At 63.2% G+C, this 21,288-nt stretch carries 21 protein-coding genes and 1 pseudogene; 11 read left to right on the top strand and 11 right to left on the bottom strand.

Annotation, left to right across the window (positions count from 1 at the left end; translation table 11 throughout):
• Positions 1-9: 9 nt before the first annotated feature.
• Positions 10-2,421: a TonB-dependent siderophore receptor gene (locus tag LMH93_RS16715; RefSeq protein ID WP_185280209.1), complete on the bottom strand. Its 2,412-nt coding sequence runs from the start codon at positions 2,419-2,421 to the stop codon at positions 10-12.
• Positions 2,422-2,673: 252 nt separating this feature from the next.
• Between LMH93_RS16715 and LMH93_RS16710 the strand changes: the two genes are divergently transcribed.
• Positions 2,674-3,330, top strand: a complete 657-nt coding sequence (locus LMH93_RS16710; protein WP_185280210.1) for an HD domain-containing protein — start codon at positions 2,674-2,676, stop codon at positions 3,328-3,330.
• Between the two features lie 28 nt (positions 3,331-3,358).
• Here the strand turns inward: LMH93_RS16710 and LMH93_RS16705 are convergent, their stop codons facing one another.
• The gene (locus LMH93_RS16705; RefSeq protein WP_230064390.1) at positions 3,359-4,522 is read right to left on the bottom strand and encodes an AAA family ATPase; all 1,164 of its coding nucleotides are present in this window, start codon (positions 4,520-4,522) and stop codon (positions 3,359-3,361) included.
• A 146-nt stretch (positions 4,523-4,668) separates the two neighbouring features.
• Here LMH93_RS16705 and LMH93_RS16700 point away from each other — a divergent pair, with 146 nt between their 5' ends.
• Positions 4,669-5,148 carry an anti-virulence regulator CigR family protein gene (locus tag LMH93_RS16700; protein ID WP_102885244.1) on the top strand — a complete coding sequence of 160 codons (480 nt, stop codon included), beginning with the start codon at positions 4,669-4,671 and terminating at the stop codon, positions 5,146-5,148.
• A gap of 89 nt (positions 5,149-5,237) precedes the next feature.
• Here the strand turns inward: LMH93_RS16700 and LMH93_RS16695 are convergent, their stop codons facing one another.
• Positions 5,238-6,002, bottom strand: coding sequence for a hypothetical protein (locus LMH93_RS16695; protein ID WP_003250736.1), 765 nt, complete (start codon positions 6,000-6,002; stop codon positions 5,238-5,240).
• Positions 6,003-6,066: 64 nt separating this feature from the next.
• Positions 6,067-7,344, bottom strand: a complete 1,278-nt coding sequence (locus LMH93_RS16690; protein ID WP_004575388.1) for a bifunctional O-acetylhomoserine aminocarboxypropyltransferase/cysteine synthase — start codon at positions 7,342-7,344, stop codon at positions 6,067-6,069.
• A gap of 224 nt (positions 7,345-7,568) precedes the next feature.
• Between LMH93_RS16690 and LMH93_RS16685 the strand changes: the two genes are divergently transcribed.
• Positions 7,569-7,727 (top strand): hypothetical protein, encoded by a 159-nt coding sequence (locus LMH93_RS16685; protein WP_004575389.1) that lies wholly within the window; start codon positions 7,569-7,571, stop codon positions 7,725-7,727.
• Positions 7,728-7,841: 114 nt separating this feature from the next.
• Here the strand turns inward: LMH93_RS16685 and LMH93_RS16680 are convergent, their stop codons facing one another.
• Positions 7,842-8,837, bottom strand: coding sequence for a 5'-nucleotidase (locus tag LMH93_RS16680; RefSeq protein WP_060537554.1), 996 nt, complete (start codon positions 8,835-8,837; stop codon positions 7,842-7,844).
• Between the two features lie 142 nt (positions 8,838-8,979).
• Between LMH93_RS16680 and LMH93_RS16675 the strand changes: the two genes are divergently transcribed.
• Positions 8,980-9,465: a hypothetical protein gene (locus LMH93_RS16675; RefSeq protein ID WP_185280211.1), complete on the top strand. Its 486-nt coding sequence runs from the start codon at positions 8,980-8,982 to the stop codon at positions 9,463-9,465.
• Between the two features lie 24 nt (positions 9,466-9,489).
• Here LMH93_RS16675 and LMH93_RS16670 read toward each other — a convergent pair whose 3' ends face one another.
• The 3 genes from LMH93_RS16670 to LMH93_RS16660 all read right to left on the bottom strand — a co-directional run bounded on the left by LMH93_RS16670 (position 9,490) and on the right by LMH93_RS16660 (position 13,432).
• The gene (locus tag LMH93_RS16670) at positions 9,490-10,467 is read right to left on the bottom strand and encodes a D-2-hydroxyacid dehydrogenase family protein (protein ID WP_185280212.1); all 978 of its coding nucleotides are present in this window, start codon (positions 10,465-10,467) and stop codon (positions 9,490-9,492) included.
• Positions 10,468-10,577: 110 nt separating this feature from the next.
• Positions 10,578-11,735, bottom strand: coding sequence for a YbfB/YjiJ family MFS transporter (locus LMH93_RS16665; protein WP_014860868.1), 1,158 nt, complete (start codon positions 11,733-11,735; stop codon positions 10,578-10,580).
• 14 nt (positions 11,736-11,749) lie between these two features.
• Entirely contained in the window at positions 11,750-13,432 is a 1,683-nt protein-coding gene (locus tag LMH93_RS16660; RefSeq protein WP_180988272.1) for an amidohydrolase, read from the bottom strand.
• Between the two features lie 129 nt (positions 13,433-13,561).
• On the opposite strand from LMH93_RS16660, the gene LMH93_RS16655 reads away from it, so the two are divergent.
• Positions 13,562-14,191 (top strand): TetR/AcrR family transcriptional regulator, encoded by a 630-nt coding sequence (locus tag LMH93_RS16655; protein WP_019751932.1) that lies wholly within the window; start codon positions 13,562-13,564, stop codon positions 14,189-14,191.
• Positions 14,192-14,234: 43 nt separating this feature from the next.
• Here LMH93_RS16655 and LMH93_RS16650 read toward each other — a convergent pair whose 3' ends face one another.
• Positions 14,235-15,134, bottom strand: coding sequence for a LysR family transcriptional regulator (locus LMH93_RS16650; protein WP_019751931.1), 900 nt, complete (start codon positions 15,132-15,134; stop codon positions 14,235-14,237).
• Between the two features lie 94 nt (positions 15,135-15,228).
• Between LMH93_RS16650 and LMH93_RS16645 the strand changes: the two genes are divergently transcribed.
• Entirely contained in the window at positions 15,229-16,404 is a 1,176-nt protein-coding gene (locus LMH93_RS16645; RefSeq protein ID WP_230064389.1) for an MFS transporter, read from the top strand.
• Positions 16,405-16,457: 53 nt separating this feature from the next.
• Here LMH93_RS16645 and LMH93_RS16640 read toward each other — a convergent pair whose 3' ends face one another.
• Positions 16,458-17,081 (bottom strand): glutathione S-transferase family protein, encoded by a 624-nt coding sequence (locus LMH93_RS16640; RefSeq protein WP_230064388.1) that lies wholly within the window; start codon positions 17,079-17,081, stop codon positions 16,458-16,460.
• 198 nt (positions 17,082-17,279) lie between these two features.
• Between LMH93_RS16640 and LMH93_RS16635 the strand changes: the two genes are divergently transcribed.
• The 4 genes from LMH93_RS16635 (at position 17,280) to LMH93_RS16620 (ending at position 20,381) form a co-directional block, all read left to right on the top strand.
• Positions 17,280-17,582 (top strand): DUF3077 domain-containing protein, encoded by a 303-nt coding sequence (locus LMH93_RS16635; RefSeq protein ID WP_003250754.1) that lies wholly within the window; start codon positions 17,280-17,282, stop codon positions 17,580-17,582.
• A gap of 79 nt (positions 17,583-17,661) precedes the next feature.
• Entirely contained in the window at positions 17,662-18,384 is a 723-nt protein-coding gene (locus tag LMH93_RS16630) for a hypothetical protein (RefSeq protein ID WP_003250756.1), read from the top strand.
• A gap of 126 nt (positions 18,385-18,510) precedes the next feature.
• Complete coding sequence (locus tag LMH93_RS16625; protein WP_020189917.1) at positions 18,511-19,437, top strand: LysR family transcriptional regulator; 927 nt, start codon at positions 18,511-18,513, stop codon at positions 19,435-19,437.
• Positions 19,438-19,604: 167 nt separating this feature from the next.
• Positions 19,605-20,381 carry an SDR family oxidoreductase gene (locus LMH93_RS16620; RefSeq protein ID WP_003250761.1) on the top strand — a complete coding sequence of 259 codons (777 nt, stop codon included), beginning with the start codon at positions 19,605-19,607 and terminating at the stop codon, positions 20,379-20,381.
• 11 nt (positions 20,382-20,392) lie between these two features.
• Here LMH93_RS16620 and LMH93_RS16615 read toward each other — a convergent pair whose 3' ends face one another.
• Positions 20,393-20,947 (bottom strand): WYL domain-containing protein, encoded by a 555-nt coding sequence (locus tag LMH93_RS16615; protein ID WP_004575397.1) that lies wholly within the window; start codon positions 20,945-20,947, stop codon positions 20,393-20,395.
• A gap of 93 nt (positions 20,948-21,040) precedes the next feature.
• On the opposite strand from LMH93_RS16615, the pseudogene LMH93_RS16610 reads away from it, so the two are divergent.
• Positions 21,041-21,283 (top strand): annotated as a pseudogene (locus LMH93_RS16610) (Zn-dependent hydrolase); the annotation flags it as partial.
• Positions 21,284-21,288 lie beyond the last annotated feature (5 nt).

Below are 21,288 nucleotides of genomic sequence, written 5' to 3'. Positions count from 1 at the left end.
CTTGGCGGGTCAGAACGCGTACACCAACGTGGCCGTGGCGCTGCGTGGGCTGCCATACCAGCCGCGCGCGCCAATCGCTGTGTAGTAGGTTTTGTCCAACACGTTGTTGAGGTTCAGTGAAACGCTGGTCTGCGGCGTGAAGGCATATTGAGCCATCAGGTCGACCACGCTGTAGGGGTCCTGGGTGAACGTTTCGTTGTTGGGCCCGGCGCTCTTGTAATATTCGGTACCCTGCCAGCGCACACCACCCCCGACCTTCAACTGTGGCAGGGTCGGCAGGCGGTAGCTGGTGAACAGTTTCAAGGTGTCTCGCGGTATTTCAGTGTTCAGGCGGTCGCCATCCGAATCCTTGCTCACCGCATAGGTGTAGCTGGCCGAGACCTGCCAATCAGGCAAAATCTCGCCCGCCATTTCCATCTCGAAACCACGTGTCTTGGTACCCGATTCGGCACGGTAGGCCTGGTTGCCGTCTGGCGCCAGGTTGCTTCCGTCGGCTACCGCCAGGTTGTCCTGGTGCACCTCGAAAACGCTGAAAGCCGCGGTCAGGCGCTGGTCCCAGAACTCACTCTTCAGACCGAGCTCGTAGTTAACACCTTCCAGCGGGTCCAGGTAGGTCCCGTTGATATCCTTGTTGCTCTGCGGTTTGAAAATGGTGGTGTAACTGGCATAGGCCGACCAGTGCTCGTTGAGGTCATACACCAGGCCAAGGTAGGGCGTGACGACCCCGGTTTCGCTACGCGAGGTGCGGCTTGTCGCGCCGGACGACAGGGTGGTAGAGGTTTCGTCGCGTTTCCAGTCGATCAGCCGCGCCCCGGTAATCAGCGACAGGTCATCGGCCAGGCTCCAGCGTACCGAAGCCACCAGGCCGTCCTGGGTTTCATCCAGCGCGTCTTCCGAGGACTTGGCATGGATGGCGTCTGGTATCGCCAGCGAACCGTCCCAGGTGTAAATGTTGTCGATGGTCTGGATCGTCCACAGTGGGTAACCGTCGTTGCGGTAGTAGGCGCGGTAGTGACTGGCCCCGACGTAGGCCTGGTGCTCGCGGGACAACAGCGCGAACGGGCCCGACGCCGACAGGTCGAACGAGGTCTGCCGGGGCTCGCCGGCCCAACGCCCCGTCCAGGTGCTGATGCCACTGCCATCGGGCTTGACGGTGCCGCTGGCCGCGGTGGCAAAGGCGTCGTCATAGCTGCGACGGCTGTGTTCGGCATTCAGTTTCAATTGCCAGCCGTTGTCCAGTTGATGCTCCAGCGTAGTGAATACCGTCTTGGTGCGACGCTTGTGATAGCTCCAGTCCGAAGCCGAATTGAACGCGCGGGAGGGGCTGAAGTGACTGCCATCTGAATTGAACATCGGGAAGCCGTGGTTGCCTGCCCCGTCGTTGTCCATCTCCTGATATTCCGCACCTGCTGTCAGCATCGTGCTGTCGGTGATGTCCCACTCCAGCACCCCATAGGCCACCTGCCGCTCCAGCGATTGGCGGTCGACGTAGCTCTGGCTGTCGGTATTGGAGGCGACAAAGCGCCCGCGGACATTGCCGCTTTGCGTCAATTTGCCAGAAACGTCCAGCTCGGTGCGGTAGTTGTCCCACGAGCCCGCTTTCAAGGTCAGCTTGCGTTGTGTTTCCAGGGTCGGCTTCTTGCGGATCAGGTTGACGGTGGCGCCCGGGTCGCCAGTGCCGGACATCAGGCCCGTGGCACCGCGCACTACCTCTACCCGGTCATACGACACCATGTCGGAGAGGTCGTCCCTGAAGCCAAAGGTATCGGGGCGGTTGATGCCGTCCACCTGGATGCTGCCGACCTCGAAGCCGCGCACGTAGATATGGTTGGCGTCGCTTCCGGCGGGCCCCATGCTGTCAACGACCACGCCTGGTGTCTGTTCAAGCACTTGGGCAACATCGTTCAGGTTCTGGTCTTCAATCTGCTGGCGGGTGACCACGCTGACCGATTGGGGTGTCTCGCGTGCAGACAGCCGCAGCCCGGTTGCGGTATTGACCGAGCCGGTGGTGTAGCTGCCGGTGCCTTCGGTGGTGGCACCCAGGGCCATGCTGGAGACGGTGGTTGCCGCAAGCTCCATGGCGCCATCCTGTTCAGCACTGACCAGCATGAAGTGCTTGTCGCCCGCTGCCTGCACCTGCAAGCCACTGCCTTGCAGCAGTTCTGCCAACGCCTGATGCAGCGCGTAATTGCCGTTCAGCCCTTTGCTGTGCAAGCCTGCGACTGCTTCATGGCTGAAACTGATGACTGCCCCGCTGGCGTCGGCAAACTGGTCGAGTGCGTGAGCCAATGACCCTGCCGGGATGCTGTAACCCACAGGCTCGGCCCAGGCATGTGCAGTGCCCAGCAGCGAGCCCGCGAAGCTGACCGCTAGCGCGGTTTGGCGAATACGGGTGGCGGGGGAGGAAAAGCGAGCGGACATCCATTGACTCCTTGCTGATCGAATACAAGTGCTCCCAGTAACAAACGTGTTGTTGACGGAAATACTTAGTAGCAAGGTGCAGATAGGGCTGAGGATCTACTTTGGCAGTAACATCCTCATCGCAGCACAAGGCTGCTCCTGCCAGTGCTGTACAGGCTTTGAAACCGACATGCCGGCTCTCGGTACTTGCCCAGGCAGTGTCGGGCGGCGCCCGTGAACCCGCGCATTCACCGGAAATGGAACCTACCGAAGATGACCCGCCAAGCGTTTGCCCCTTATCAGTGCCTTGCCACTGACTTGCTGAAGTATCTGCCGTCCGACCAGCGTGATGGCTCCCACGACTTGGCCCATATTCAGCGCGTGTGGGTCAATGCGCACCGGATTCAGTGGGTAGAGGGTGGCGACCTTGAAATCTTGCTTGCGGCGACGGTGCTGCACGACTGTGTGGCGGTGGAAAAGCATTCGCCGTTACGTGGGCAGGCCTCGACGTTGTCGGCGAACAAGGCTGCATCAGTCCTTGCTGAGATGGGCTGGCCGAGTGGGCGTGTTGAGCAGGTAGTGCATGCGATCAAAACACACAGTTACTCGGCGGGGTTCGAACCGCTGACACGTGAGGCCTGCATCCTTCAGGACAGTGACCGGCTTGACGCCATAGGCGCGGTGGGTATTGCCCGGTGTTTTTACGTCGCCGGGCGAATGGGGTCGGCGCTCTATGACGTCGAGGATCCTTTCGCGCAGCAGAGGGCGTACCAGGACGGGGCGTATGCCATCGAGCACTTCCAGACCAAACTGCTCAAGCTCGCCTCGGGCTTTAAGACCCAAGAAGGGGCTCGCCTTGCTGCCGAGCGTCATACCCGGCTTGAAACCTTTCTTACCCAGTTCATGGACGAGATTACCGGGGCCGGTTAGTCATGCCGGGCTTGTGCCGTCCTTGAATTCAGTCAGCCCAGCGCCACAGCGGCTCATCCAGCAACCCAACCCCCCGCAGCTGGGTTTGCCCTTGTATTTTTTCCAGCTCTAGCACATTGCACCCGTCACAGGCTGCCAGCGCGTAGATTAATGGCGCACTGTGCGATACCACCCAAACCTGGCTACGGCGTGATGCACGAATGATCAGCCGCGCCAAGGCCGGGAGCAGGTCCGCGTGCAGACTGGTTTCCGGTTCGTTCAACACCATCAGCGATGGCGGCCGTGGTGTGAGCAGGGCGGCCATCAGCAGAAGATAACGCAGGGTGCCGTCCGACAATTCAGCACCCTCGAGCGGGCGCAAAAGACCGTGCTGGTGCAGCCGTACACTGAACAGCCCGCCAGGTGGCGCATTGACCTCCAGACGGCTGCCGGGAAACGCGTCATTCAGCGCTTCCACCAGATCCTCCACATCGCCAATTTCGATAATGGTCTGCAACGCTGAGGCAAGGTTGCGCCCGTCGTGATGCAGTACCGGCGAGCGAGTGCCCAGTTGGGGTTGACGGCAAGGCGCATCACGGTCAATCCGGAAGTGATCGTAAAACCGCCAGCTGTTGATGAACGCGCGCAGGTCACCGATTTCCGGTGCCTGGCGTGGCCGGCCGACGATGTTGAAAAAGCTCTCGCCGCTGTCAGCATGCTGATCGAGCACTGCCCAGCGGTTGCCCTCGCGGGCCCGCACCAGGGCATTCTTGCGCTCGACCAGCAAGGAAGAGGGGCGATAGGCGCCAGCGCCCCAGATGGCCTCGCACTTTATTTCAGGGTCGAGCATGAACGCGCTCGGATACGGCAGGGGAATTGGCAGGCCGAGGGTGATGGCAAAACCGAGGTCTTCGGTGGCAAAGCCCAGGCGCAGGCGCCTGGCTTCGCTCGGATGCTGGCCTTGGATGGGCACTTCGCCGCGCCGCATTCGTGCGCTGGTTTCTGGGCAGGCCCACCAGGTCGAATCCAGCCCGCCTTCACGGGCGAGGGCTTCGACCACACCGCCCTGTGCGGTTTCGGCCAGCAGGCGCAGCGCCTTGTACAGGTTGGATTTGCCGCTGCCGTTGGCACCGGTCACCAGGTTGAGTTGGCTCAGCGGCAGCACCAGGTGGTTGATCGAGCGGTAGTTGCCGATGGCGAGGGTAGTGAGCATGCAGTGCTTCCCAGCGTGGACCAGGCGACCGATTGTGGCCGAAGCGTGCCTGCCTTGTCAGCCACCCCTGCTGAGGCTGTTGCAAGTGAAGCAGGCGTGCGCACCGTCTATAGTGTGGGGCAACCTCTCGCGCAAAGGATGCTCACATGGCCAGATCAACAATCATGACAGCCATTGTCACCTCATTGGCGGTGGCCTTGGCCTCTGGCCCGGTGCTCGCCGACCCGGGTAATGGCAAAGGCCAGGGCCAAGGTCAGGGGCACGGCAAGGGTCAGGCGCCGCACGCCCAGGGTCAGGGCCAGGGCAATTCGGGCGGCCACAAGCAGAGCGCCGGCGGCAATGACTGGCACGGCGGCCCGTCCATCGACCGTGGCGATGTACTGGGCATCCTCGGTGGCCACCGCAACTACTGGAGCCCGGGTCCGGCGTTGCCTCCAGGTATTCAGAAGAACCTGGCCCGCGGCAAGCCCCTGCCACCTGGTATCGCCAAGAAACTGGATGGCCGCCTGTTGGGGCAGCTGCCTCGCTACGACGGGTATGAGTGGATGCAAGCGGGCGCAGACCTGATTCTGGTCGCCGTGGCGACCGGGATCATCTATGAGGTGTTGAACGGGGCGTTCGACTAAGGCCGCAGGTGCGAGCAGTCCGCTCGGTCCCTGCAGGCGCTGGCGTGCCTGCGATGGGCTGCGCAGCAGCCCAACGGCCCAACGGCCTATCAACGCCGCCGTAACACCGCGGCCAGCCCAAGGGTCAGCACCACAGCGCACAGCATGGCCAGCCCGATGGTCACGCCAACGCCCCACGTTTCCAGCAGCCCCGCCAATACCAGATAGAACGCAATCACCCCCACCGCGCCGATCGCATTCCCCCGCACCATCGCCGCCATCCCGGCTCGCCCGCCCTGCACATGGGCGAACACCACCAGTGGCCAGGCAATCACCGGAATCGGCGCCAGCATCCCGCTGGTCGCCGGGCCCAGCCAACTGGCCAGGCTGGTGGTGATCATCAGCAGGGAAGTGGCAGATACCATGCGCAACGGGATTTCCCAGTGCCGGTGCCGGGGGCGGGCCAAGGTATCAGGTTTGGGCTCGCGGCCGCTGGCGCGGATCAGCACGCCGATCAGCACCAACGCCACTGCAATCGACAGGTACAGGCTGCCCCAGTGGGTAAAGGCATAGGCGGCCAGGCCATAGAACAGCAACGCCAGCAGTACGGCCACGGCGATGCCGAGTGTGCGCGTGGCCAGCAGGTAGACGGTGTAGGTGGCCTGCACCGCTGCCAGGCCGCCCAGTGCGCCGGGCAATGCGCCCAGGGCGAAGGCCGTGCCCTGTTCCAGGCACAGGAAGGTCATCACCAGCGCCGAGGTGATCGGCAGGCCGGACAGCAATCCGCCTAGCAGGCCGCCCCAGCGCCGGGAGGCGAGGGAGATGGCCCACATCAGCAGGGGGGTGATGGTGAGTTTCAGGTAAAACAGGGTCATTGCGGGTGCATCCACGCTTGATGAAGGTGCGCCCGCCTTCGACATTGGGTAGGGCGCGGAGGAATCAGCCGCGGCTGGCCTCCAAGGCCTGGGCCAGGTCGGCGATGATGTCGTCACTGTGTTCGATGCCGATCGACAGGCGCACCATGTCCCGTGGCACGCCGGCCTTCTCCAGTTCCTCGTCGTTGAGCTGACGGTGAGTAGTGGACGCGGGGTGGCAGGCCAGTGACTTGGCGTCGCCGATGTTCACCAGGCGTACCACCAACTGCAATGCGTCGATGAAGCGCGCGCCAGCCGCCTGGCCGCCCTTGATACCGAACGACAGGATCGACGCCGGCTTGCCGCCGGTGTAGCGCTGGGCCAGTTCATGTTCGGGGTGGTCGGGCAGCCCGGCGAACTTCACCCAGGCCACTTGCTCGTGGGCTTGCAGGTAATGGGCGACCTTTAGCGCGTTCTCGGTATGGCGCTCCATGCGCAGGGCCAGGGTTTCCAGGCCTTGCAGGATCAGGAAGGCGTTGAATGGCGACAGCGCGGCGCCGGTGTTGCGCAAGGGCACCACACGGCAGCGGCCGATGAAGGCGGCAGGCCCGAAAGCTTCGGTGTAGGTGACGCCGTGGTAGGACGGGTCAGGGGTGTTGAGCAGGGCGAAGCGTTCCTTGTTTTCGGCCCAGGGGAATTTGCCGGAGTCGATGACGATGCCGCCGATGCTGGTGCCGTGACCGCCGATGTACTTGGTCAGCGAGTGCACGACGATATCGGCGCCGTGCTCGAACGGCCGGCACAGCACCGGGGTGGCCACGGTATTGTCGACGATCAGCGGCACCCCGTGGCGGTGGGCGGCCTCGGCCAGCGCAGCGATATCAACGATATTGCCGGCGGGATTGCCGATGGACTCGCAGAATACCGCTTTGGTACGCGCATCGATCAGCGCTTCGAGGGCGGCGATATCGTCATGGGCCGCGAAGCGGGTGTGGATTCCCATGCGTGGCAGGGTGTGCGCCAGCAGGTTGTAGGTGCCGCCGTACAGCTTGGCCACCGAGACGATATTGTCGCCGGCTTCGGCGACGGTCTGGATGGCGTAGGTGATAGCCGCCATGCCCGAGGCGACGGCCAGCGCGCCAACCCCGCCTTCCAGGGCGGCCATGCGCTGCTCGAGCACGTCGTTGGTGGGGTTCATGATGCGCGAATAGATGTTGCCGGCAACCTTCAGGTCAAATAGGTCGGCGCCGTGCTGGGTGTCGTCGAAGGCGAAGGAGGTGGTCTGGTAGATCGGTACGGCCACCGCCTTGGTGGTCGGGTCGGGGCTGAAGCCCGCATGGATGGCAAGCGTTTCCAGCTTCATGCAATCGTTCCTTGAGCGTGGGTGGAAGCGTTCGAGCATGCGGCGGCGAGTGGGCATGGGTCAAGGAGGATCATGCTGGTGGTCCCTGCGCGGCGTTTGCGGCCACGGGGTCGACAGTAAAGATATGCAAAGTTTCCCCCGTGCCATCACACCGCAGCTCTAGAATCCTGTCGCTGCCCAATCAGCTAAGGCAGGCAGCAGATCTAGCCTTGTGGAGCGTTTCAATGAAGTCGAAAAACCTTTTGCGCGCAGCCTTGGTGGCGGCGCTGGTATCCGCCTTGTCGGGTTGCTGGATGTTCATGCCGCCGGGTGGTGGCGGTGGTCATGGTGGGGGTGGCCACGGCGGTGGTTTTGGTGGCCATCAGGGTGGCGGCCCGCGCTAAGTTGACCCCGCGACGGACCGCGCCCTCTCGGCCGGGTTGCAAGCGCGTACCCGGCACGGGCGCATGCACCTTGGTCGCCCGAACCGCGCGTGGCACAGCGCCGGTGTTTGCGCCTTAGGGCATGCAGGATGATGCGCTGATCGGCAGTTGATCCTGCTTCACGTCGGGTTCCTGAGGCGAGCGCACGCTGTTCGCCACCCCAAACGGTACATGCACCATCGGCAGGTTTCCCGCTGGCGATTGCAGGTGCGTGCGCTGGTCGTCGAAAAACACATGCGGCTTCAATATCGACAACACCCTGGGTTTATCCATACCGCCTAGAAAAAAGCACTCATCCGGGGATACGCCCCAATCCTTCAAGGTCGTCACTACTCGCTCATGCGAAGGCGCGTTGCGCGCCGTGACGATGGCAATGCGCAGAATCCGTTGGTACGTCGGGTCCTCGGCCAGCTTGCGGTCCTCCAGCATGCGTATCCGCGATAGTTTGCGGTAAAGGTCTGCCAGTGGCCCCGGCGAATGCGGGGTGCCCTTGTGCATGCGCTCGTGTTCCTGAAAGTCGTCCAGGTTGTCGTTGCGCTTGTAAACACTCTCTGCCTCGTCGTCGGCAATCACGCCATCGAAGTCGAAGGCCACCCGCAGCTCAGTATCGATTTCATCATCGTAGATGCGCGTAGGCAGTACACGCCCGGCAGGGTAGTTGGCGTCGATGGCCTTTTGCACATCTTCCTCGTTGGCGCTGAGGAACAACGAGGCATTGAACGCCGGGATGTATTCGTAGGGCGAGCGGCCCGACATGAATGCCGCGCGGGTGATGTCCAACTGATAGTGGCTGATGGAGCGGAACACCCGCAGGCCGGTTTCCGGCGAGTTGCGCGAGAGCAGCACCACTTCCACCGGCAACTGGTCGGGGAACGCCTTGTTGATGCTCAGGAAGCGGCGAATGAACGGGAGCGCCACCCCCCTGGGGAACGGCTCGTCCAGGTTTTGCTCCTGGTGCTGGCGGTAAGCCTCGACACCTTGGGTCTGGTAGATGTCATCGGAGACGGAGAGGTCGAACAGCGCACTCGAGGCAACGCCGATGACCAGTTTTTCTTCAATGGGGTAGGGCATGAAGCGGCTCCTGCGAGTGGCATGAAGGCAAGTGTACGCGCACGTTCTGACGAAAGCCGTCAATTGCGCGACTGATCAGTGGATCCGGTAATGTCATTTTGATAGCTTCTCGCCCCTTACCGCAGTATCCGGACAGTGATTGATGAACCAGCTACATGAACACGGCACCCTGACTCCGCTTGCCGAGGCGAATGGGAACACGATGCACGAGCCCCACCATGAGGCAGACGCGTCGGTCCAGCAGGCCCCCGGGCATGACGCACTGCAGGCCAGTATCGAGGCGCTGAACAAAAAGCTCGTGGCAACTACCCTGGCCCGTGTGCAGAAGGAAGGGGCGATTCGCAAGCACCTTGAGCAGTGCCAGCAGCAACTGGCCGCCAGCAATCAGGCTCGGGAGGGGCTGTCCATCACGGTGACCACGGCACTGAAGAAGCTCGCGCTGGCAGCGAGCACCCAGGCAGACCGTGTGGACAGTGTGGAGACGCGCTTGACCGGCCTGGCCGAGCGCCAATGTCAATGCGTGGCGCAGTCAGCAGCCGGTTGGCCCGCGTACCTGGAACGTCATGGGGTGTCGTTGGTCGCCTTGGCCGTGGCTGTGTTTACGCTGGGGCTGCACCTGCTTGGGTAGTGCAACCTCAAGGCTGCACTGGGTTCAGCGTTGAAGTGCCAAAGCTTGCGGGTTGGCGACGTTCTTCGGCACCCCTTCGAAAAACGCCAGCACATTGTCGAAGGCGTCACCGAAGTACAGCTCGTAGCCGTTCTTCTCCACATACCCCAGGTGGGGCGTACTGAGTACACGTGGGTGGCGCAGCAGTGGATGGGCCGGGTCGAGTAACGGCTCTTCCTCATAAACATCCACCGCCGCGTAGCCCGGCCGCCCGGCATCCAATGCCTGCAGTAATGCGCCTGGTGCAATCAGTTCCGCGCGGCTGACGTTCACCAGCAAGGCGTCGGGCTTCATGTGGGACAGGTCGTCGAAGGTCACTCCATGGCGTGTCTGATCCGAAAGGCGCAGGTTCAGGCTGACAATATCCGCCTCGGCAAAAAACGCCTCACGCGAGGCGGCAGCAGCGTGGCCATGGGCTTTGGCTGCGGCGCGGCTGCTGTCGCTGCCCCACACCAGCACGGGCATGTCGAAAGCCTGCGCATAACGCGCCAGGCGCTGGCCGATCTTGCCATAGCCCCAGATGCCCAGCGTCTGCCCGGCCAGCGCCTGGCCCAGGTTGACCTGCCATTGGCCTTGGTGGAAGGCATCAATGGCCGGCACCAGTTGCCGGCGGGCATTGAGGATCAGCGCCCAGGCCAGTTCGGCAGGCGCTACCGGCGATCCGCGTCCCTCGGTCACGGCAATGCCGCGCGCGGTGCAGGCAGCCAGGTCGAGGTGGCTGGACACCTTGCCGGTCTGGCTGATCAGCTTGAGGTTGGGCAGGCGGTCGAGCAAGGCAGCGTCGATGCGTGTGCGTTCGCGGGTGAGTACCAGGGCGTCGGCATCGGCAAAACGTGCGGCAAGTTGTTCCAGCGTGGCAGGCGGGAGCTCATGAAGGACGCTGACAGCATGCCCGCTCAGCTTGCCGAAGCAATCGAGGGTACGGATTACATTTTGGTAGTCGTCGGGAATGACAATGCGCATGGTGGTCTGGCCCGGGCGGTACAGTGAAGCGTCGAAGATAACCTAACGGGCGGTATCGGTGTCAGATCGGGCTGCAGTCGTCGCACACCATCACCGGCTCATGCGCTCTATCAAGCAGCTTCACGAATTGCCCGCCGATGAACCACGCCGGCCACGCTCTTCAGCACGCACCCCAACACCACCGCCGTCCCTGCACTGGCAAAGATCATTTCCCGCCCGGCACTCTGTTGCTGCAACGCCACTAACGCCGGCGCTGCCGCCGCGGCCCCCAGTTGCAGCGCACTGACCCAGGGTGTCAACGTGCCGCGTGGGTCATTGGTGGCAATTGCCCCCATGTAGTAGGTTAGCGCCAGCACCCAGCCGAAGTTCATCAGAAACAGTGCCATGCACAGCTGATCGGCATCATGTGTATAGCGCGCCAGCAGGGTGATTGACACAAGCACTACCAGCGAGCCCAGGCCGATCATCGGGCCACGGCTCACCCGTGCGCCCAGCAGGCTGGGCAGGGCGCCGCCAGGCAAGCCACCCAGTATTCCCAGCCCGAACGCCCAGCCCACATCCACCGCCTCGATGCCACGTTCGCGCGCCAACTGTTCGACAAACCCCCACAACGAATAGATCGCCAACTGCAGGCACAGCATCCCCAGCAGGGCGTAGCGCCCGATAATCGCGGAGCCGCCGCCTGGCTGCGCCAGGCGCACGGGGGTTACACGCTGCAGCCGTACCGGAATGAACAACGCAGCCATAGCGATCAGCACGAACCAGAAACCCAGTGATGCAATCGCCGTGCGGTGACCGAACTGCTCTGCCAGTTGTGGCAGGCAGGTCGCGTACAGGGCAAAGACAGCGGTTTGAATCAGCAGCGACAGGCCGTACGAGCGATCCTGGCCCGGCAGCCGGCCAAGCCCGCTGATCGACCCGGCATACAGCAGGCCCGCAGCGATACCACAGGCAAAACGGCACAGAATCAGGTTCGTCAAAGTGTCCAGCGCAGCGCTGAGGAGGTTCAACATCAGCGCTGCAAAGGCTGCCGCCAGGTACAGCCCACGGCCACTTGGATGACGCCTTGGTATCGATAGCAGCAGGCAGCCGAGCAGTGTTCCGCTCATTTCACTGGAAAGTACCCAGCCCTGTTGGCTAAGGTCCAGATGCAACCGCTCGGCCAGCAGGCCGATGAAGATGGGTTGTACGCCAATGATGATCAAGGCCGTGGCGGCGATGTAGATCAGCGCAGCACGCAGAAGCAGGGTGTTGTTATTGTTGTGCATGGTCGGGTCCGGGGTCAGGCGCGGGGCAGGGTACCTGCGTCGTGGGTGATGCGGCCGTTCATTACGGTCAGCGCTACTTCGGTATTGCCGATCTGGTAGCGGTCCAGTTCGAACAGGTCCTGCTCCAGCACGATGATGTCGGCACGCTTGCCAACGGTGATCGAACCGATTTCCCGTTCCAGGCCCAGTTGGTATGCACCGTTGAGGGTATAGGCGGCGATCAGTTGCGGGATACTCAGGCGCTCGTCGGCATCGGGCATCACAGGGGCATCGGGTTCGCCACTGAGCTGGCGGGTGTGGCCCGATTCGATGTGTTCCACCGGCTTGTGCTGGCATCGGCATTGGCACACCAGGCCGTCCATGCCGATGGACACGGTCACACCTTGGTCGATGAAGCTGCGGAATTTATACATCGACGCCCAGCGTGGGTAGCCATAGGTCTGCTGGATGGCCTCGGCGTAGGCGTCGACCACGCCCCACTGCAACTGGGTGTTGGCCATGACGCCGATACGGCGAAAGCGCGGTATGTCGTCGGGGTGGGTGAGAAAGGCGTGAGTGATGACGTGACGACGGTCGCGGGGCGGATTGCTGGAGAACGTGCGCTCGAACACGTCCAGCGCCATGCGCACGGCGGCATCGCCCACTGCATGCACCATCACGTCGATACCGAGGGCGTCGGCCTTGCGCACATGGCCCTCGAACACTTCCTCGGGCATGGTCGTCGACCCGCAGCTGTGTGGCTTGTCGCAATAGGGCTCGAGCAGGAACGCGGTGTGGTTCAGCTCGGTCCCGTCCAGCATCAGCTTGAGGGTCTGCGCCTTGACCAGCGGCGAGTCGTAGCGTTCGCGCAGGGCCTGCAGCCGCATGACCGGATCGTCCTCGGTGCCCATGTTGATGTAGCTGCCGACCACCCGCAGTTTCAGGCGCTCCTCACGCTCCAGTTGCTGCAGGGTTTCATACAGCAGCGACTGGTCGCCAGCGGGGTCGAGGAACCCGGCATCGAATACCGTGGTAATCCCGGCCGCCACCAGTTTCTCTTGCCAAAAGGGAATCGAGCGCAGGTACAGGTCGATGCCTGTCGGTAGGTAGCCGGCTTCGCTCAGACGTTGCATCAGCAGCGAATAGGCGGCGCAGTCAATGATCACACCCGTGGGCTCGCCGGTGATCGGGTCCTTTTCGAACCAGCTGGCGCCCTCTTCTACTGGCGGGGTGTTGCGGTCGATGCCGGCAGCGTTCAGGGCGAAGCTGTTGACCCACATGGTGTGATAGTCGGTGGACAGCAGGCACACGGGCTTGTCCGCACAGATGGCATCCAGTACTTCGCGGCGCAACATATGCCCAGGCATCAATGGCTGGATCCAGCCCATGCCGGTAATGGCTTTTTCACAGGGGTTGGCCTCGACGTAGGCCTGGAGCAGGGCCAGCACCTGTAGCGGGTCGGTATGATTGACCAGCGCCTGAAAGGCAAAGGCGGTAGAGGAAAAATGCCAGTGAGACTCGACGAAGCCCGGCAGCACCAGTTTGCCGCCGGCATCCAGCAGGCGTGTGGCAGGGCCGGCGTATGCCATGACGCTGCCGTGGTCGCCCACGCAAACGATGCGTTCGCCGCAGATGGCCACCGCCTCAGCCCAAGGCCTGTGCGGGTCGACCGTGTAGATGCGGGCATTGTGAATAATGAGGTCTGCGGCGGTGGACATGGCAACTCCCAGGTCAGAATGGAGCATTAGTTTTGAGTTCATTAAAACCTTTAGTCAATAAAATATTTTTACGGCGCAGCTTTGCGTTATGCTGTGCGCCGACGTGTACGATTCGAAAAAGGTGTGAATGTGAGCGGACTGCGCGAGCAGCAGAAGGCGATGCGTCGTGAAACCATCAGCCGAACGGCGCTAGGCCTGTTTGAAACGCAGGGTTACCAGACCACCACCATGGAGCAGATCGCGCGCTTGGCCGCAGTGTCGGTGCCCACGGTGTTTGCTTATTTCGGCAGCAAGCAGGAAATTTTGCTGGAGAAGCTCCGCGAGGCCGACCACCGGGCGGTGACCGAAGCCCGGCGGCGCCTGCCGGAATTCGACGATGCGCTGGAGGCCCTGTGCTGCTACGAAGCGCACTTGACCGATTACGCATTCGAGGTGCTGCCTGCACCGCTCTGGCGCGAGATATTGCCGCCGTTGCTGCCGTTGCTGGGGGCTGAGCAGCAGGGCGTGCCGGATGCCTACAGGCGCGTCAACGACGCGTTGGTCAACGAGTTGAAATGCCTGCTACAGGACTTGTGCGACAGCGGCAGGCTGGCGGCTGGGCTGGACGTGGGCTATGCGGCGTTCCTGATCAACGATTACGGGCACCTTCAGTTGCTGCGCCTTTGCAGCCGCGAGCCGCTGGACATGACGGCACACCGGGCGGATGTGCGGCGGTTCATGGGCTTTATCCTGGCCGGCATGCAAGCGCGAAGAGACTGATCAGCGCGCGCGTGGGCGGCCCTGTCGCGACATGAGGCCGGCCCTACAGGCCGTCAGATAGCTGTTCCACCAGAAAATCCACAAACACCCGCACCCGCGCCGGCATCGCCGGGCCGCCGACGAACACCGCATGAATCGGTTCCCGATCACCCGGGTTGTAAGCCTCCAGCAACGGCACCAGTTGCCCGTTGGCCAGGTCATCGGCCACGGTAAAGGTGCCGATACGCGCCACGCCGGCGCCCAGCCTGGCCAACTGCGCCAGCGCCTCGCCGCTGCTGCATTCGATATTCCCTTTAACCTTCAGTGAGAACGTATGCCCGTCGCGGTGAAACGGCCAGTCGGGCATCGCGCGGCGGAAGTTGAAGCGCAGGCAGTTGTGCTGGGCCAGGTCTTCAGGTGCAAGCGGGGTACCGTGGCGTTGCAGGTAATCGGGCGAGGCCACCACTACCTGGCCGGTCTCGCCAATGGCGCGAGCGCTCAACGAGCTGTCCGGCAGGTGACCGAAGCGCAGCGCCACGTCGGCCTGGCCGCCGAGAATGTCAGCCACCTCGTCGCTGAGGGTCAGGTCAACCAGCACTTGCGGGTAGCGTGCGCTGAAGGCCGCCAGCAGCGGCACTACGGTCAACCGGGCATGGCCCAGCGCAGCGCTGACCCGCAAGCGCCCGCGTGGCACGCCTTGGTCAGTGATGGCTTCTTCCACTTCCAGCATGTCCGCCAGCACTCGCCGTGCGCCGCGCAGGTAGGCCTCTCCCTCGGGGGTGAGGGTGAGCGCCCGGGTCGTGCGCAGCAGCAGGCGGGTACCCAGGCGCTGTTCCGTGCGGGCGAGAATACGGCTGACCGCCGAGGGTGTCAGGCCCAGCGCCCGGGCGGCGGCAGACAGGCTGCCCGCTTGCGCCACCTTGGCAAAAATCTCCATCTCTCCGGATCTGCCACTGAAGTCCATTTGTGCCTCTCAAGCAAAGGTGGTTCGCAAAAATGCAGTCTAGTGCGCGTTTGGAACGGATCGTAGCATTTGCGGCATAGATAAGGAGCTTGCCATGCGTATCAATCCACCGCTTATCGCACTCGCCATCGGTGCCTTCGGCATCGGCGTTACAGAGTTCGCCCCCATGGGCATGTTGCCCGGTATCGCTACCGACCTTGGCGTTTCCATCCCTACTGCCGGGCTGCTGGTCAGTGCCTATGCCATCGGCGTGCTGATCGGCGCGCCGCTGATGACCCTGGCCACGGTGAAGATCCCGCGCCGTTACCTGTTGATCGGGCTGATGGCCATTTTCACCTTGGGCAACCTGATGGCGGCCCTGGCCAGCGACTACGCCAGCCTGCTGGTGGCCCGCGTGGTCACTTCACTCAACCACGGCGCCTTCTTTGGCATCGGCTCGATCGTCGCGGCCAGTGTGGTGCCGCCGGCGAAGCGCGCCGGGGCCGTGGCTGCAATGTTCATGGGGTTGACCCTGGCCACCATCGGTGGCGTGCCGTTGGCGACCTGGTTGGGTGAAATGCTGGGTTGGCGCACGGCGTTCTGGGGGATTGCCGGGCTTGGCCTGGTGGCGATGACCACGCTCTGGTACGCACTGCCCAATGTTGCGTCGCCCAAGGGCGAGGGTGCCCTGGCCGAGATCCGTGTGCTGGGCCGCAGGCCGGTACTGGCGGCCTTGTTGCTGACCGTGGTGGGTTCCAGCGCCATGTTCACGGTGTTCACCTACATTGCGCCGATCCTGCAGCATGAAGCGGCGGCGTCCACCCCTTTCGTGACGGCCATGCTGGTGCTGTTCGGTGTCGGCCTGACCTTGGGCAACGTGTGGGGCGGCAAGGCGGCGGACCGCTCGATCGATCGTACCCTGATCCTGTCACTGGCTGGGCTGATTGCCGTGCTGCTGGTGTTTCCGCTGGTACTGGACTGGCCGCTGCCGACTGCCCTGGCGATCCTGGTTTGGGGGGCGGCCAGCTTTGCCCTGGTGCCGCCGCTGCAAATGCGGGTCATGGAAGCGGCCAAGGATGCGCCCAACCTGGCCTCGGCGGTTAACATTGGCGCGTTCAACCTGGGCAATGCGATCGGTGCGGCGCTGGGCGGCGCGGTGATCAACGCCGGGCTGGGCTACCCGGCGATTTCCCTGGCGGGGGCTGCGATGGCGGCGCTGGGGCTGGTGCTGGTGCTGCTGCTTGCCTGGCGTGGGCGAGGGGTGGTAGCCGGGCGGCAGGTTGCGCTGTAACAGGCCGGAACCTTGGGGCGCTTTGCGCCCCTCGATACACGTCCTTGCGGGTACTACGGGGTACCGTTTCGGCCATGCAGGTGATAGGCAGGGCGCTCGCTCAGGCGCTCGTAATAATCGCGCACCGCGGGCAGGTGCGGGTGCTCGAACGGCGTTTCGAACCAGCGGTTGACCGACAGGCCGATAGGGATGTCGGCCAGGGTGAACTGGCTGCCGGCCACATAGGCACCGGTGCTGGCCAGCTGGCGGTCGAGGATGCGCATGTACCGTGACCACTCGGCACAACCGGCAGCCAGTGCTTGCGGGTCCTGGTGAGCGGGCGAATGCCTGACCAGCGACATGAACGCGTAGCTCCAAGAGCGGTTGAGGTCCGAGGCCTGCCAGTCGATCCACTGGTCGATCCGCGCCCGCGCCTGGGCCTCGCCGGGATAGAACGCGGTGGCGCCGCAGCGGCTGGCCAGGTAGCGGATGATGCTATTGGATTCCCACAAGGTGAAGTCGCCGTCCTGGATCACCGGAACCATGGCGTTGGGGTTCAGCGCGAGAAACTCGGTGCTGTCCGTGGCCTTGAAGCCAGAACCCCAGTCTTCGCGCTCGAACGCGATCTCGAATTCGGCGCAGGCCCACAGGACTTTTCGCACATTGATGGAAGAGGCTCTTCCCAGTATCCGCAGCATGGTGTTCGTCCTTGTGTGGGGGAGGTTGATCGTCCGCCACTGCCGGGGGCGGGTCAAGGGGGCTGAGCGGGGGCTCGGCGCTCCCTGTGCAGGGTTCTTGTAGTCCATTTCCTAAAGTGACCCTTTCCACCCCTTTGTCATTGTAATGGGGTAGGCAGCGGCCTAGCCTCGGCAAGCGCCTAACCTTGAGGAATGGACATGGACAGCGAAACGCCGAAAAACAGCAGCAAGCCCTATGTCGTGCAAGCCGCGAGCCGCTTTGGCAACAGCGATGCCGAACTGGTGCAAATGAAACCGCAACTGCCAATACGCACCGCACTGATGGAAGCTTCGGGCATCATGGGCTGCATCACCGAGATCACCCGCAAGGCCATCGACAGGCCTGACGACCGCCAGGTGATGATGAAGGCCACGTACTACCTGGCCGGGATGGCCAAGTCACTGATCGACGGCCAGCTGCTGCAGATACGTCAGGCGCGCGAAGGCGGGGGCGAAGCCTAGCCAGGCTTGCCTGGGGGCCGCGAACTTGGCACCCTTGGGCGGTTTTAATCGTCTGCAACACGACAGAAGGAAGCATGCATTGAGCTGGGACAAGGTGGGGAAGCTTCTCGTCGCCGTGCTGATCGGCCTGGTGGTCCTGTTGGCCGCCTATGCGTTGCTCAGGGGCAATCCGCGCCTTGAGGCGTCACTGACCTATGCCTACCTCACTTACCCCAGCCAGTTCAGCGAGCGGATCAGCAAGGCCAGCGAACAGCTGAAGTACGAGCAGTTGCAGGGGCAAATCAACGGTATCGTTCAAGGCCAGCTGGGCCATGATCAGGTCGAGCGGCTCATCGAAATGGCGCAGGCCCCTTATGCCCAGCTGTTCGCCAAGCCTTTCGAGGCCGGGCTGGTCGACCACCGTGCCGGCCTGCTGATCGAACTGCACAACAGCGGTAATGCGCAGGTCCGGCAGGTAAAAATCCGCCTGCCAGCCAAAGGCCTGGTGCAGGTGCGCGATGCTGCCGGCAACGACACGCTGCTGGAAACCCCCGCCGCCCAGGTTGATATCCCGGCCATCGAGCCAGGTGGCACCTGCAAGGTGTGGGTGTATTTCGATGCCGACTACTCGCAGATTCGCCATGGCGGGGTCAGTATCAGTCATGCCGATGGTGAGGCCAATGTGCAAGTGTACCGCGAAGTCATCGGTTTTCCGGCCATGGTGGCCCGTTACAGCCGTGAGCTGATGATACTGCTTGGCATACTGGCGGCCAGCGTACTGGGCTTGGCCTATGCCTGCCTGGCGCGTCGTGTTCCGCGGTAAAACAGCCTGCAGAAAAAAGCGTGCATGCGTTCTGCGATCAAGGGTCATTTGCTGAAAACGCAACACGCCCCCGCAGACGACCCTCTATAGTGCTCGGCATGACGAAACCCCTGCCGAGCCTGCCTGATGATTCCTTCTCTGGACGCCATTTTTTCTCGCCTGCGCCTGCGCCAGTTGCGCTTGCTGATTGAGCTGGACCGCTGTGGCTCGCTGCACAAGGCAGCTGAAGCCATGGCCATTTCCCAGCCCGGCGCCACCAAGGCCCTGCGCGAGGTCGAGGAGGTGCTGGGCGTACCGTTGTTCCAGCGAATGCCCAGTGGCCTGGTTGCCAACGACGTGGGCCGCTGCGTGGTGCGCTACGCGCGGCTTATCCACAGTGACCTGGGGCATCTGCGCGAAGAGGTGTTGGGCATCGTCCAAGGCCAGGGCGGGCGGCTGGCGGTGGGCAGTATCATGGGGGCAATGCCCACACTGGTCAGCGCCCTCGGGCGCTTGCGCCGCAAACAGCCGCAACTGGCAGTGGAAATTGCTGAGAATACCAGCGCCAACCTGCTCGCCCAGCTGGACGAAGGGCGCCTGGACCTGGCCATCTGCCGGCCAGGGCTGGGCCGCAACGCGGCGGAATATGGCTTTGTCGAACTGGCCCAGGAGCCGCTGGCGGTGGTCGCGCATCCGCAGCATCCGCTGGCCGGGGCGGCGGCACTCAAGATCAGCGACCTTAGCCATTATCGCTGGGTGGTTTATCCGGCCAACATGCCCATGCGCCAAGCGCTGGAACGCGAGTTGAGCGAGGCGGGGGTGGAGGTGTCGCGTTATCCGCTGGAGACCTTCTCCACCTTCGCCACCTTCATGCTGCTTGAAGATGACCCGACGTTGGTGGCGGTCATTCCCCGTGCAGTGGCGGCCTTTGCCGAGCAGCGCGGGTTGCTGGTGTCGCTGGCGGTGCCGCTACGGGCGCTGAGCGAGCCGTTCGGCATCGTCCACCGGGTCGCGGCGCCGTTATCGCCTGCGGCACGATTGCTGGTGGAGGAACTGACGGCGGGTGAAGTGTGACGCTACCCCTCTATTTCCAGCCCGTTGCCGAAGCGCTGGCAGGGATAAGCGGCGGTTATCGGTGGATCAGTTCTTTTCATTACCGGTGGCCCTGTCCTGTGCTCTAGATTGCCCCGGCAGTGCCTGTCAGTCACCCTGTAACCCTGATTGCATCTAGGAGCAAACCAATGGATCTAGGCATCACCGGCCGCTGGGCCATCGTCTGCGCGGCCAGCCAAGGCCTTGGCAAAGGCTGCGCCGAAGCGCTGGGCAAAGAAGGCGTCAACCTGGTCATCAATGCCCGTACCCAGGCCACCCTGGAGCAGACCGCCAGCGAGTTGCGCAGGGCCTGCCCGGGCATCGAGGTCCATACCGTGGCAGGTGATGTGGCCGATCCCAAGGTGCGCCTGGCGCTGTTGGCGGCCTGCCCGCAGGTCGACATTCTGGTCAACAACGCCGGTGGCCCGCCACCGGGGGACTTCCGTGATTGGGGGCGTGATGACTGGCTGAAGGCGCTGGATGCCAACATGCTCACGCCCATCGAGCTGATCAAGGCGGTGGTCGATGGTATGGCCGAACGTGGTTTTGGCCGGGTGGTGAACATCACCTCCGGCGCGGTGAAGGCACCGATCGACATGCTGGGTTTATCCAACGGTGCCCGCAGTGGCCTGACCGGATTCATTGCCGGCCTGGCCCGGCAGCAGCGCCTGGCGGGCCGCAATGTGACACTCAACAACCTGTTGCCTGGGGCGTTCGACACGGCGCGCCTGCAAAAGACCTTGAAGGCTGCGGGTGGTGATGTGGAAGTCACTGCCCAGGCGCGGCGCAAGGCCATTCCGGCGTCGCGTTTTGGCGAAGCCGCGGAGTTTGGCGCGTATTGCGCATTTCTGTGCAGTGCGCATGCCGGGTACATCACCGGGCAGAACCTGCTGATTGATGGCGGGGCGTATCCGGGAACCTACTGACGCCGTTGGCGCTATTGCTTGCAGCCGCCTTCGCCCTCATGCAGCGCCAGGCTCTGGCGCAATTGTTCAATCATGGCCGCACGTAGCGCCTGCGGCGCCTGGATGCGGATCGAACCCGCCTGGGACAGCAGCCAGCCCATCAGCGCGCGGTTGTCGTCGACGGTGGCCACCAGCGCGGCGCCGCCGCCAGCCTGCGGCGTCAGTTGCATATCGACGGACAGGGGTGACTGTTCCAGGCGGCGGGCCAGCGCGTCATCGACCCAGGCATACAGTACAACGTGTGTCGGGGGGGTAAGTGCGTCGGGTTGCAGCTGCTGCGCTTCGCCCAGGCTCAAGCCCGGTTGCCAGTACCAGCCATAAGGCATGCCTTTACTGTTGCACTGTAGCGGGAACAGTGCGGCGAGCTCCACCAGGTCGCGCTCGACGGTGCGTTTGCTGGTGGAATGGCCCACGGTTGTCAGGGCAGCCTGCAACTGGGTGGAGCTCATGCCTGGGTGGCGGCTGGGCAGTAACTTGAGCAGTTGCCACTGGCGGGCGATGGTGTGGCGGGTCGGGTGGCTGGGCAAAGGGCTCATCCTTGAAGGCAGGCATCAAGCCTGCCTGGGTAGTGGCGTTTAGCTATTGCCTAGCATACCTCGTCACAAGATGGGATCCAAGTTGTGGCGTCAGGCCTCGGTCAAGTGGTGCGCCGCCTGAGCGACCTGGACATCCAAACCCGCAAGCCACTGGAAATTGCCGTATGGACCAACGAGGAGGGCGCGCGTTTCATCCCGGCCCTGTTCGGCTCGGCGGTGTTCACCGGCAGCCTCGCGCTGGCCGAGGCGCTGGCCATTCGCGGTGCCGATGGCATCAGTGTCGCCAACGAACTGCACCGCACCGGGTACGCCGGCCAACGCCCGCTGGTGTG

This window comes from Pseudomonas sp. CIP-10 (assembly GCF_020911845.1).
Lineage (GTDB): Bacteria > Pseudomonadota > Gammaproteobacteria > Pseudomonadales > Pseudomonadaceae > Aquipseudomonas > Aquipseudomonas alloputida.
The sequence above is the reverse complement of the archived record's forward strand: the minus strand, read 5'-3'. Positions and strand labels throughout refer to the sequence as shown.